The sequence below is a fragment of the Thermodesulfobacteriota bacterium genome, from assembly GCA_040755095.1.
In the GTDB taxonomy this organism is placed as follows: domain Bacteria; phylum Desulfobacterota; class Desulfobulbia; order Desulfobulbales; family JBFMBH01; genus JBFMBH01.
The window spans coordinates 1-11,017 of record JBFMBH010000143.1 but is presented as its reverse complement, the minus strand read 5'-3'; the positions used below and the strand labels follow the sequence as shown (position 1 = coordinate 11,017).

Sequence of the window (11,017 nt, the reverse complement as noted above, 5' to 3'; positions counted from 1 at the left end):
AGGTTGTCGCCGGCGCCTCCTGCCGGGGGATGAATCCCCCGGCTACCGTGTCTGCACTCGCTGCGCGAGGCTCTCAAGGAACCCCGGCCCTCCTGGCGGGCTGCCGGCGGGCAACGCCGCCCCATTGGGGTGTGCCCCGCGCATGGCTACTTGCTTGGATCGTCGCGGAGGCGGCGTCGCGGGAAGAGACCCGCGCCTGCCCAGCAACACGACAACCGGCAGGAGCCTTGCGGTCAGGATCTTGGAGAGGCGGGAGGCGACAGCCCGGTCAGTGGCGCCCGGGGGCGGTGAGCATCCACTCGTACGCCGGCTGAGCCACCACGCCGGCCGGCACCTCGCAGGCGCCCTGTCCCGGGTCAGGGTGAGGAGCCGCCGGCGTGCCCGGGGGTAGAGCTCGCCGGCCGCGGCCAGCGCCCGGAGCTCCCGGGCGGCGGTGGCCGGATCACTGGCGTCGACGCAGACCTGGATCAACTCCTGTTCGCCGGCCGGCCCCCGGGACAGGAAATCGACCTCATGGCCGGCCGGCGTGCGCAGGCAGGTGACCTGGCAGCGCCGGCGCAGGAGCTCGATGAGCACGGCGGTTTCCAGGGCATGCCCCAGGTTGGCGCGGCCGCTGCGGTCATAGACCGGAATGAGCCCGTGGTCCACCGGATAGGCCTTGCGCAGGTTCACCATGCGCTGGCGCTCCGAGCTCGACTCCATCCAGACCAGGCGCACCTGGAAGGCGCCCTCGGTATAGGAGAGCAGCTGGTGCACTGTATCCCGGGCGATGGCCACGCCCTGGCTCTTGAGGGCGGCATGGAACCGCTCGACGCTGAACAGACCGGCGGCGTTGCCCAGTGACGCCTTCCCCCGGCCCGGTGGAAGCCACCCGGCGGCCATACTCCTCCAGAAAGAAGCCGAGATGGGCGGCATCGAGACCGGCCAGCCGTTCGTCCTCGAAGTGGACGTAGGGCAACCGGCCCCGGGCCTTGCCGCCGGCCAGCCGCTCCTGGCGCAGCTGGTGCACGAAGCAGGTCTTGCCGGCCCGGCGCATGCCGGTGATGGCCGTAGCCTTGCCGGGCAAGAAGACGGCGTCGTGCACCCGGCGCGGTGTCACCTGGGGCAGCGGCGCGGCAAGGGATTCCGGCAGCTTCTCAGCCAGGGCTGAGGTCGATAATCCTGTACACGATACGGATGGATTTCTTGCGGCATACAGCTTGAAATAGCCGGTCAGGTCGAAGCCGAACATATTCCCGAGTCGATGCCCCAGCTGGGGCGCGGCTTCCAGCTTCTTGAGCTGTTTGGCCACCGCGATCTTGACCGACCCGTCGAGTGCCCTGAAATCGTCTGCCGCCGCTGCGGTGAGCTGAATCCTATAGGGCAATGCCTTCCTCCCTCAGGAGCTCCTCCAGGGGGATGGACCGGTCTTCGCCGTTCCTGGTCCGCCTGGTGATGAGGTCGTCGATCTCCAGGTGTTCGACCACCTCGACGAGGTCGGCCATGTACTCGTACTCGTCCACCGGCAGAATGACGGCAGCGATTTCGTCGTCTCGGACTACGGCTGCCTTGTCTTTCCTGTGTGCCACCAAGTCCGCCACGATCTCGCCGAGATTCTTGGCCGCAGCAGTGGCACTGATCATCTCATCCCGTTTGAAGGCTGCTCGCATGCCGTTGTCCTCCCCATCATGGGCATCATCATGCGAAGCATACCACGGTAACTGCCTGGGCAGGTCAATCACGACTCGAGCACCGACGCCGGGAGCAAGACGGACCGTGGGAAGAGAAACGGGGCCAGGGGAATGCTCCCCTGACCCCGCACATCAACCGCATCCGGGCGATGCCGCCCGGGCTTCCAGCTAGAACAGGCCCCGCACCTTGCCGGTCGTAACATCGACGTCGATGCGGCGGTAGGCCGGGTCGGAGGCGGTGCCGGGCATGAGGCTGATCGCCCCGGCCACCGGCACCACGAAGCCGGCGCCCTTGTAAGTGAGGATGTCCCGCACCGGCAGGGTCCAGCCCTTGGGCACGCCCTTCATGTTGGGGTCGTGGGAGAGGGAGAGGTGGGTCTTCACCATGCAGGTGCCCATGTCTTTCAGCTCCGGATCCTGCTCCATCCTCTTGAGCTTGGCCTGGGCCTCGGGGCTGTAAGACACGCCGTCAGCGCCATAGACCTCCTTGGCGATGAGCTCGATGCGCTTCGCCAAGGGGGTATCGAGGTCGTAGAGGAGCTTGAACTCGTTGGGCTCCTCGCAGGCGTCGATGACCGCGTCGGCAAACTCCAGGGCGCCGTCGCCGCCGTACTGCCAGTGCTTGGAGACCGCCACCCGGGCGCCGGCCGCCTCGCAGAGCCGCCGCACGGCGCGGATCTCGGCGTCGGTGTCGGTGTAGAAGGCGTTGATGCACACCACCGGGTTGATGCCCGCCTTCTTGACGGTGGCGATGTGATGCAAGAGGTTGCCGCAGCCTGCCTCCACCCAGCCGACGTTCTCGCTCTTGTAGGCGTCCGGCATCGGCTTGCCGGGCACCGGGATCGGCGCGCCGCCATGGCACTTCAAGGCCCGGATGGTGGCCACCACCACCGCGCAGTGGGGCTTCAGCCCCGAGAAGCGGCATTTGAGGTTCCAGAACTTCTCGAAGCCGATGTCGGCGCCGAAGCCCGACTCGGTGACGTTGTAGTCAGCGAGCTTCAGGGCCACCCGGTCGGCGATCACCGATGACTGGCCGATGGCGATGTTGGCGAACGGTCCGGCATGCACCAGGACCGGCTGGCCCTCGATGGTCTGCATGAGGTTGGGGTTCAGGGCCTCCACCATCCAGGCGGTCATGGCGCCGTCCACCTCGAGATCGGCGGTGGTCACCGGCCGGTCCTGGCGGTCATAGCCCACCACGATCTTGCCCATGCGGCGCCGCATGTCGGCGAGATCGGTGGTCACCGCCAGGATGGCCATGATCTCCGAGGAGACGGCGATGCCGAACTTGGAGGCCATCTGGAAGCCGTCCATGTGGCCGCCCTGGCCGATGGTGATGTTCCTGAGGGCCTGGGCGCAGAAGTCGATGATCCAGCCCATCTCCACCTTCTTGGGATGGATGTCGAGACGCTTGAGGCCCCTTTTGGCCAGCTGCTCGTCGGTGTAGTTGGCCTCGTGCTGCATCCGGGAGGTAAGAGCCACCATGGCCAGGTTGTGGGCGTTCATGATGGCGTTGATGTCGCCGGTGAGCCCCAGGGAGAACGGGGTGAGGGGCACACACTGGGCCAGGCCGCCGCCGGCGGCCGAGCCCTTGATGTTCATGGTCGGCCCGCCGGAAGGCTGGCGGATGGCGCCCACCACCTTCTTGGCCCGCTTGCCCAGACCCTCCACCAGGCCCATGGCGCAGGTGCTCTTGCCCTCCCCCAGCGGGGTGGGGGTGATGGCGGTGACGTCGATGTACTTGCCGTCCGGCCGATCCTTGAGCCGCTCCAGGATCTTGCGGTAGTCCATCTTGGCGACGTAGTGGCCGTGGGGCAGCAGCTCTTCCTTGGACAGCCCCAGCTCGTCGGCCAGCTGGTAGACGGTCTTCATGCGGGACTCCGCCTCCTCGGCGATCTCCCAGTCCTTGTGCTTGGTGGGATCCAAGACCATGGTGCTTCCTCCTTCTCGTGCAGTTGGGGTTCAGATGAACGAGCCGCCCGCGGCACGGGCGGAAGTCTTTTGCCGGCGCCGGAGGGGGCCCGGCCAGATCGACAGACAGGAGAGACGCCGCGGTCGTCCTACACCGCTGGCACCGGCAAGGCGCCGAAGACTCCCGGAAACCGCTCCCTGAGGACCGCCAGGAGCGGGATCATGATCTCCCGCATGGAGGGCTCGGCAGCGGCTGAGGTCCGGAGCTTCAGGATGTGCAGCCACTCCAGGAGATTGCAGTAGACGATGAGCTCGGTCTTGCAGGAGTTGGGCAAGACGGTGCGGGCCGCCTGCGGGCTGGTGGTGGCCAGGAGCCTCAGGTAGCTGGCCTCGCTGGCGGCCATGGACTGGGCCCACAGGGTGTACTCCGGGCTGCCCTCAGCGAAGAACAGGGGCGCGATGAAGGTGACCTCGTTGCCGAAACGGTCGTCGGCATACCGGCAGTAGCGCTGGCTTTCCTGGAGAAAGGAGCAGGGCCGGTGGCGGACAATCTCGTGGGTGACGGCCCGGTTGACGATGAACCTCACGCCCAGATGCCGGTGCTTGCCCAGAAGATCCGCCGGCAGGGCGTCCACCTCGGGAAGCGGCACCTTCTCCACCGCCACCCCCTCCGGCTGGATGGCGCCCCTTTTCGGCACCAGATCGCCGAAGAGGAGTGGCTGGTGCCGGGCGAGAAAGGCCGCTGCCGCCTTGGCCACCTTGGTGCCGGGGTGGCCCAGGCAGTGCTCCCGCCAGGCCCGGACGCTGCCGGTGACGAGCAGGGTATCCTTCTCCGGCCGGTCCACGTGCAGAAAACGGGGCCGGGTCTCGAAGAAGCGGCCGGCCACCGATTCGCTCTCGAAGCGGATCCGCAAGGTGGCCACCGCCATCTCCAGAACCGAGGCGTGGCCCTTGTCGATGATGCCGCGGACAAACGGCTCGGCCGAGGTGGGGGTGATCTTGGCCTCGCTCTTGTAGCAGACCCGGCCACAGGCCTCGATGCGCTGAGCAAGACCGAGCTGATCCAGGTCGTCCTGGATGACGAAGGAGGGCGGAACAACGCGCATGAGGCTCTCTCTTGACGGGGGGCAGGGGCAGGCGCAGGAAACGCCGGCGCTGCTGCCAAGCCGGCCGTGGTGCTCGCCCTCCCAGAAGGGGGAGAGGCGGCGCAGCTCAGTGATGACGGGCGGCAGCTTGTCGAGGACGAAATCCACCTCCTCCTCGGTGTTGAAGACGCTCAAGGAGAAGCGGATGGAGCCGTGGGCCGCGGTGAAGGGCACACCCATGGCCCTAAGGACATGGGAGGGCTCCAGGGAGCCGGAGGTGCAGGCCGAGCCGGAGGAGGCGCAGATGCCATGGCGGTCCAGATGCAGCAGGATCGCCTCCCCCTCCACGTATTCGAAGGAGACGCTGGTGGTGTTGGGCAGGCGCTGCTCTTTGTGGCCGTTCAAGAGCGTCGAGGGCACCCGGGTCAGGAGTCCCTCCTCCAGCCGGTCCCGCAGGCGCCGCACCCGGGTGTTCTCATCGACCATCCGGCTGGCGGCCAGGGTGCAAGCGATGCCGAGGCCGACGATGGAGGGCACGTTCTCGGTGCCGCCCCGCCGGCCCTTCTCCTGATGGCCGCCCACCAGGAAGGGCACGTAGGGGGTGCCCCGCCGCACGTACAGGATGCCGATCCCCTTGGGGGCGTGGAGCTTGTGGCCGGAGATGGACAGGAAATCCACCGGCACCTCGCTCAGGTCGATGGGGATCTTGCCCACCGCCTGCACGGCATCGGTGTGGAAAAGGATGCCCCGGGCCTTGGCCATGGCGGCCATCTCCGGCACCGGGAACAGGACGCCGGTCTCGTTGTTGGCCCACATCACGGACACGACGGCGGTGTCCTCGGACAACGCCTCCTCGTAGCGGGCCAGATCCAGGGTGCCGTCCCGCTCCACCGGCAGCTGGGTGAGCCGGTAGCGGTGGCCGCTCCAGCTCTGGAGCCGCTCGCAGAGGTTCTTCACCGCCGGGTGCTCCACCCGGGTGGTGACGATGTGGCGCTTCTCCGGCGTGGTTTGCAGGGCGGAAAGGATGGCGGTGCTATCGCTTTCCGTGCCGCAGCTGGTGAACAGGATCTCGTCCGGCTGGGCGCCGATGAGGGCCGCGATCTCCTGCCGGGCCCGGGCCACTGCCTTGGCGACCCCGCCACCAAAGGAGTGCATGCTGGAGGGGTTGCCGTAGCGCTCCGTGAAGAAGGGCCGCATCCCCTCCACGACCGCTGGATCCACCATGGTGGTAGCGTTGTTGTCCATGTAGACGACTTGGCTCACGACCGCACCTCCTCGACGGTGAGGGTATCGAGCACCAGCTCCCGCAACCGCGCCTCGACATAGTCCTTCAGGGTCAGCTGCGAGGCGACGCAGGACGCGCAAGCACCGCGCAAGGAGACCATGACCACATCACCATCCACGTCAACCAGCTCGATGTCGCCGCCGTCCTGCCTGAGGCCGGGCCGGATCTCCCGCTCCAGGGCCTCCTCGATGAGGCGGATCTTCTGGAGATTGGTCAGCCGCCGCGGCCCGACCGGTCTTTCCGCCTTCTGCGCCTCCTGCCGCACCTCGTGGATGAGGGCCTCGATGCGCTCGTGGCACTTGCCGCAGCCCCCCCCCGCCTTGGTGAAATTGGTGACCTCCTCCACGGTCTTGAGGCCGCTCTCCTGGATCGCCCGCCGGATCTCCACATCGGTGACCCCGAAGCACTCGCAAACCAGCTCACCCTCGGCGGCCGGCACCGGCACCCCCCGGTAGTTGGCGATGGCCGCCTCCAGGGCCTCCCGGCCCATCACCGAGCAGTGCATCTTCTCCCGGGGCAGCCCGCCCAGAAAGCGGGCGATGTCCTCGTTGGTGATCCGGGCCGCCTCGTCCAGGGTGAGGCCCTTGATCATCTCGGTCAAGGCCGAGGAAGAGGCGATGGCGCTGGCGCAGCCGAAGGTCTTGAAGCGGGCGTCGGCGATCTTCCCCTGGTCATCAAGCTTGAAGGTCAGCTTCAGGGCATCGCCGCAGGCCAGCGACCCGACCTCGCCGACCCCGTCCGGCCCCTCCACCTCGCCGACGTTTCTCGGATTGAGAAAATGCTCCTTGACCTTGTCCGTATAGTCCCACATGGCAATGAGCCTCGCTTGCTCGTGAAAATAAGGAAATGCCCCGGCCGCAGGCGGACTTCAACCTTAATTTTAGAGGGGGCAAAAAGCAACCAAAAGAAGTGGGCGGGCCGTTGGCCAGGCAGCCAGCGACCAGCCGGCGGTCCTGTTGGGGAGTGGCCGCCGGTCGGTGGCGGCATCGCGCCCCTCCTACCAGATGGTGACGACGTGAGGATAGTCCAGAAGCTTGCGATCGGCGGTCAACAGCGGACAGCGCATCAACCTGGCGGTCGCCACCAGGATCCTGTCCGCCGGGTCGGCATGGAAGGAATCGGGCAGGGAGTATGCCTCTTCGATCACCTCAAGGCTGATGTCTTTCACCTGCCACTCGTTGGCCGCCAGCACCATCCAAGGAAAGGGCCGGCAGCGGCTCTCCGGCTGGTCAGGTCGACCACCGCCAGAGCGGGCCGCAACGGAGCGGGAGGGGGAGTTTGTCCGCCTGACAGTCGGAGCCGATCCAGGGGCGCAACCCTCCCATCCTGGTTGACAGGCAGACCGTGGACGAGCCAACATCTGGTGGACGACCCGGCGAGGCGCCAAGTCTCCAGCCTGGATAATCTCGCCATGGACCCGATGAGGAAGAAGCCATGATCGCCCATCCGGCCAAGCGCGCCGCCACCTACTCCGATCTTCTTGCCCTGCCCGAAAACCTGGTGGGCGAGATCATCGACGGCGAGCTGGTGGCCAGCCCCCGGCCTTCCCGCATCCATGCCTACGCGGCGGCAAGCCTGGACAAGGAGATCGGCCCCCCCTTCCACTCGGGACGGGGGGGACCGGGAGGATGGATTATCCTGATGGAGCCCGAGATCGCCTTCGGCCCCCATCTGCTGGTGCCGGATCTGGCCGGTTGGCGGACAGCCCGGTTCCCGCCGGTGGAGGATCACAACTGGATCTCGGTGGCGCCGGACTGGGTCTGCGAGCTGCTCTCCCCGAAGACGGTCCGCGTCGACCGGATCACCAAGCTGGGCATCTACGCCCAGCACGGCGTCCGCCATTTCTGGCTGATCGATCCCTTGCACAAGACCCTGGAGGTCTTCGGCCTTGAGGCCGGCCGTTGGCTGGTCCTGGGGGTGTTTGCCGGCAACGATCGGGTCCGGGCCGAGCCCTTCCAGGAGGTCGAGATCGAGCTGTCCGCCCTCTGGCTGGAGAACCGGTTTCCCGGACCCGGCGCCGAGCCCACCTGACCACGAAGGCCTCGGACGCCCCCCTGGTCATGGCACCGTGGATGCCAGATGCAGCCGAAGCCGTCCCTCGGGACGGCTTCCGTCGTGTTGCCCCTGCCAGCGGACTCCCTTCGCCTCCGCATGGAGCGCGTCAGCCTCCGACCATCCCTCCAAAAATACCACTTGACATTTCCTTGCCATGTGGTGTCCTGAAACATAACCCCATGGAGGAGGCGAGCATGAACGTGGAGGTCCTTGCCCGGAATGTTCGGCGGTTGCGAAGCTCGCGGCGCCTGAGCCAAGGCGCCTTGGCAGGTTTGGCCGGCCTCTCGCTGCCGGCGGTGAAGAACCTTGAACTGGCCAGGAGCGAGCCGCGGATGAGAACCATTCAAGCGATCGCCAAGGCCCTGGGGGTGCAGCTCCCAGACCTGTTTCTGCCAGTGCGGGAGCTGCGCACCGTCCGGTTCCGGTCCGCAAGGCGGATGCAGAACCGCGAGAACGTGCTGGCGGATGTGGCGCGATGGCTCGACGACTTCCACTGCCTGGAAGAGGTCCTGGGCCAACAACTGCCGTTCACCCTCCAGGAGGTGCGAAAGGCCAGCTCGCGAGAGAACCCGACCGGGGCGGCCGGACTCTGCCGGAAGAAGCTGGGTCTCAAGCCCGGCGAGCCCGTCCACGACATCTGCGGCCTGCTGGAGCACGGCGGCGTGAAGGTCTTTCCGGTTCCCATGGCGTCCGATGGCTTCTTTGGCCTGTCGGTGGCGGAAGAGGACGGTGGTCCCGCGGTGGTGGTGAACGTCTGGGAGCGGATTTCTGTGGAGCGGCGCATCTTCTGCGCCGCCCACGAGCTCGGCCATCTCCTGCTGCACCCCGCGGCCTACGATGGCACCCAGGTCGAGGAGAACAAGGACGAGGAGCGGGAGGCCGATCTCTTCGCCGGACACTTCCTGATGCCTGGCGAGGGATTCCGCCAGGAATGGAACGAGGCCGCTGGGCTGCACTGGGTAGACCGGGTCTTCAAGGTCAAGCGCATCTTCCGGGTCAGCTACAAGACCGTGCTGGCGCGTCTTGTGGAACTGGGGGCCGCCGACAAGTCCATCTGGGGGCGATTCAACGTGGCGTTCCAGCAACGGTTCCAGCGGAGGCTTCCCTTCAAGGAGGAACCCCAGGCCATCGAGCCGGCCGAGCCCTTCGGGATGCAACGCTTCGACTTCTGCGAGGACCGCTTCAGCCGGCTGATCCGGCAGGCCATCCGGGACGACAGGATCTCCCTCAGCCGGGGCGCCGAGATGCTCCGCGTCGGTATCGCCGAGATGCAAGACCGCCTGCAGAACTGGGATGCCGTTCCGTGATCCGGCGTCCAGCAGGACCCCAACCGATGATCTTGGACGGAAGCTCTGCGGCCAGAAAGGCGTCCCCGTGCTGTGGGGCCTGGAGCTTCTCGCCCAGCTCCACCGGGCCGGCGGGCTTCCCGGCCATGAGGCTTCGCGGATTGCCCAGGCGATCCGGAAGTCCAACCCGACCCACATCACCGCCGACATCCTGACCCGCTTCCTGAGCATCATCCGGCGGCAGGAAGATCCACGGTTCCGGCCGTGAGCATCCCGTCCCGCGGGACTGCCGGTCAGACACCGGCAAAGCCGGTCGCAAGTCCCCAGTATCAGGCCAGCGGTGCGGAAAAAGCCCTTGACAGGTGGGGGAGACAAGGGCCACACAAGAAGTATCTCATCTGCCAAAGGCAGAAGGAGTTGGGCCAACGCTCCGCGTTGGCCTTTTTTTTGCCCCTGTTCCGCCGTCTCACCGGCGGCCCGATGCCAGCGCTTGAGGTCCTGCACTTCCGAGGCCAGCCTCTTGGCCTCGATGGCAGGGCACCAGACGCAGCCCAACAGCATAACCGGTTGACCGTCGTGCTCAAGGTGGCAGGATTCGTCACAGTAGATGTTCCAGATCGCAGCCACTGGCATCTCCTGGCAGGTTCTCACAAGGAAAAGCTGGAGGCCGGGCCCGCCAAACGGTCATAGGCCGCCAGCACCAGGCGGGCGGTTCGGTACTCACCGTATTCCCGCATCTCGCGGTTCTTGAGGACCCGAAAGGTCTCGGAGGGATAATCCGGCCCCAGGACGTCCGCCGGGTCGAGAATGTACCGCAGCTCGTCCCGGCTGAGGCCGTAGAGCCGGGCGAAACAGGCGTCCAGCTCCGACCGCAGGACGGCCCGGCGCTCCGGATCCCAGGGGAAGGGCGGGCCGGGATGGCCGAGGTCGGCGGCAAACGGCGCCAGGTCGTGGGCGGTGCAGGTGAGCTCCAGGACCCGGGGGACGATGAAGGCCAGGTCGGCGGGGGTGTAGGCGGTGGGGGGAAGGATGGGGAGCTGCTTCATCGTGAAGTATTTCAATGAGGTACCACCGACCTTCTGTCGAGCGAGATAATCCAGCGGCAAGGCGCAGAAGTTGGCCATCAGCGCCGGCCAACGGGTTGCCTCCTGTCTAGGCATGGCGAGCAAGAACTTATCGCCCACCCCCACCCGCGGCACCACGCCAGCGATGACCGTCCGCTCGTCGGTAGAGCGGCAGATGTCCCGCCAGCCCAGGAGCCAGCCCCGCTGCCAGCCTTTCGCGGCCAAGCGGCTCTCCACCTCCTCCTGGGGCACCCAGTAGCGCGGCCGGGGGCGGAAGGCCGCATCCCCCTTCTCGGCCAGGGTGCAGCCCCGGGACTCCTGGCCATCCTCCTCGTAGGTGGCCCAGCGATGGTCGAAATGGTGCGCCATCTTGGCCTCGTAGAGGGGGACAAAGCGCCGGCCGTCCGGCAGCCGCCAGTCCCCGCCCTCCCGGATTCCGCCCGCGGCCTCAAGCTGGCGCAGGGTGCGGAACAGGCCGGAGTCGCTTGCCATGTCGAACAGCCTGGCGAACCGCACCCCCCAGGGATTACCCGCCTCGCCCTTCCCCTCGTCGATGAAGACCCCGGCCCGGCGGTAAATCTTCCTGGTCAGCTCGGCGTCCGCCTGGGAGCGGAAGGTTGGACAGGTGTGGGTGTTGGGGTTGAGGAGGGCAAAATCGGTT

General features: G+C 66.9%; 11 protein-coding genes and 1 pseudogene. 4 read left to right on the top strand and 8 right to left on the bottom strand.

Annotated features, from left to right (window positions below; translation table 11 throughout):
• Nucleotides 1-619: 619 nt before the first annotated feature.
• Nucleotides 620-1,009, bottom strand: coding sequence for a hypothetical protein (locus tag AB1634_16645; protein MEW6221144.1), 390 nt, complete (start codon nt 1,007-1,009; stop codon nt 620-622).
• Here AB1634_16645 and AB1634_16640 point away from each other — a divergent pair.
• Nucleotides 905-1,150 carry a hypothetical protein gene (locus AB1634_16640; protein ID MEW6221143.1) on the top strand — a complete coding sequence of 82 codons (246 nt, stop codon included), beginning with the start codon at nt 905-907 and terminating at the stop codon, nt 1,148-1,150. The two genes, AB1634_16645 and AB1634_16640, sit on opposite strands and share 105 nt — an antisense overlap.
• A 205-nt stretch (nt 1,151-1,355) precedes the next feature.
• On the opposite strand, the gene AB1634_16635 is transcribed toward AB1634_16640, so the two are convergent.
• The 6 genes and pseudogenes from AB1634_16635 to AB1634_16610 all read right to left on the bottom strand — a co-directional run bounded on the left by AB1634_16635 (nt 1,356) and on the right by AB1634_16610 (nt 7,146).
• A complete protein-coding gene (locus tag AB1634_16635) occupies nt 1,356-1,649 on the bottom strand; it encodes a hypothetical protein (GenBank protein ID MEW6221142.1) in 294 nt (97 codons plus the stop codon).
• Nucleotides 1,650-1,838: 189 nt separating this feature from the next.
• Entirely contained in the window at nt 1,839-3,602 is a 1,764-nt protein-coding gene (locus tag AB1634_16630; protein ID MEW6221141.1) for a formate--tetrahydrofolate ligase, read from the bottom strand.
• Nucleotides 3,603-3,730: 128 nt separating this feature from the next.
• Entirely contained in the window at nt 3,731-4,510 is a 780-nt protein-coding gene (locus tag AB1634_16625; protein MEW6221140.1) for an FAD-dependent thymidylate synthase, read from the bottom strand.
• 255 nt (nt 4,511-4,765) lie between these two features.
• Nucleotides 4,766-5,911: pseudogene (gene nifS, locus AB1634_16620) on the bottom strand (cysteine desulfurase NifS).
• A 14-nt stretch (nt 5,912-5,925) separates the two neighbouring features.
• Nucleotides 5,926-6,762 carry a Fe-S cluster assembly protein NifU gene (nifU, locus tag AB1634_16615; GenBank protein MEW6221139.1) on the bottom strand — a complete coding sequence of 279 codons (837 nt, stop codon included), beginning with the start codon at nt 6,760-6,762 and terminating at the stop codon, nt 5,926-5,928.
• Between the two features lie 186 nt (nt 6,763-6,948).
• Nucleotides 6,949-7,146, bottom strand: a complete 198-nt coding sequence (locus tag AB1634_16610; GenBank protein MEW6221138.1) for a PIN domain-containing protein — start codon at nt 7,144-7,146, stop codon at nt 6,949-6,951.
• 239 nt (nt 7,147-7,385) lie between these two features.
• On the opposite strand from AB1634_16610, the gene AB1634_16605 reads away from it, so the two are divergent.
• From AB1634_16605 to AB1634_16595, 3 genes are all read left to right on the top strand, one after another.
• A complete protein-coding gene (locus AB1634_16605) occupies nt 7,386-7,982 on the top strand; it encodes a Uma2 family endonuclease (protein ID MEW6221137.1) in 597 nt (198 codons plus the stop codon).
• A 203-nt stretch (nt 7,983-8,185) separates the two neighbouring features.
• Nucleotides 8,186-9,313, top strand: a complete 1,128-nt coding sequence (locus AB1634_16600) for an XRE family transcriptional regulator (protein MEW6221136.1) — start codon at nt 8,186-8,188, stop codon at nt 9,311-9,313.
• Between the two features lie 67 nt (nt 9,314-9,380).
• The gene (locus tag AB1634_16595) at nt 9,381-9,560 is read left to right on the top strand and encodes a hypothetical protein (protein ID MEW6221135.1); all 180 of its coding nucleotides are present in this window, start codon (nt 9,381-9,383) and stop codon (nt 9,558-9,560) included.
• Nucleotides 9,561-9,939: 379 nt separating this feature from the next.
• Here the strand turns inward: AB1634_16595 and AB1634_16590 are convergent.
• On the bottom strand, nt 9,940-11,017 hold a 1,078-nt coding region (locus tag AB1634_16590; GenBank protein MEW6221134.1), incomplete at its 5' end, for an SAM-dependent DNA methyltransferase.

Bases quoted from the DNA above. Each gene is read 5' to 3' on its own strand.
- AB1634_16600 (MEW6221136.1), top strand. From the start codon at position 8,186: ATGGAGGAGGCGAGCATGAACGTGGAGGTCCTTGCCCGGAATGTTCGG.
- AB1634_16630 (MEW6221141.1), bottom strand. From the start codon at position 3,602: ATGGTCTTGGATCCCACCAAGCACAAGGACTGGGAGATCGCCGAGGAG.
- AB1634_16605 (MEW6221137.1), top strand. From the start codon at position 7,386: ATGATCGCCCATCCGGCCAAGCGCGCCGCCACCTACTCCGATCTTCTT.
- AB1634_16610 (MEW6221138.1), bottom strand. From the start codon at position 7,146: ATGGTGCTGGCGGCCAACGAGTGGCAGGTGAAAGACATCAGCCTTGAG.
- AB1634_16640 (MEW6221143.1), top strand. From the start codon at position 905: ATGGGCGGCATCGAGACCGGCCAGCCGTTCGTCCTCGAAGTGGACGTA.
- AB1634_16625 (MEW6221140.1), bottom strand. From the start codon at position 4,510: ATGGCGGTGGCCACCTTGCGGATCCGCTTCGAGAGCGAATCGGTGGCC.
- AB1634_16635 (MEW6221142.1), bottom strand. From the start codon at position 1,649: ATGCGAGCAGCCTTCAAACGGGATGAGATGATCAGTGCCACTGCTGCG.
- nifU (MEW6221139.1), bottom strand. From the start codon at position 6,762: ATGTGGGACTATACGGACAAGGTCAAGGAGCATTTTCTCAATCCGAGA.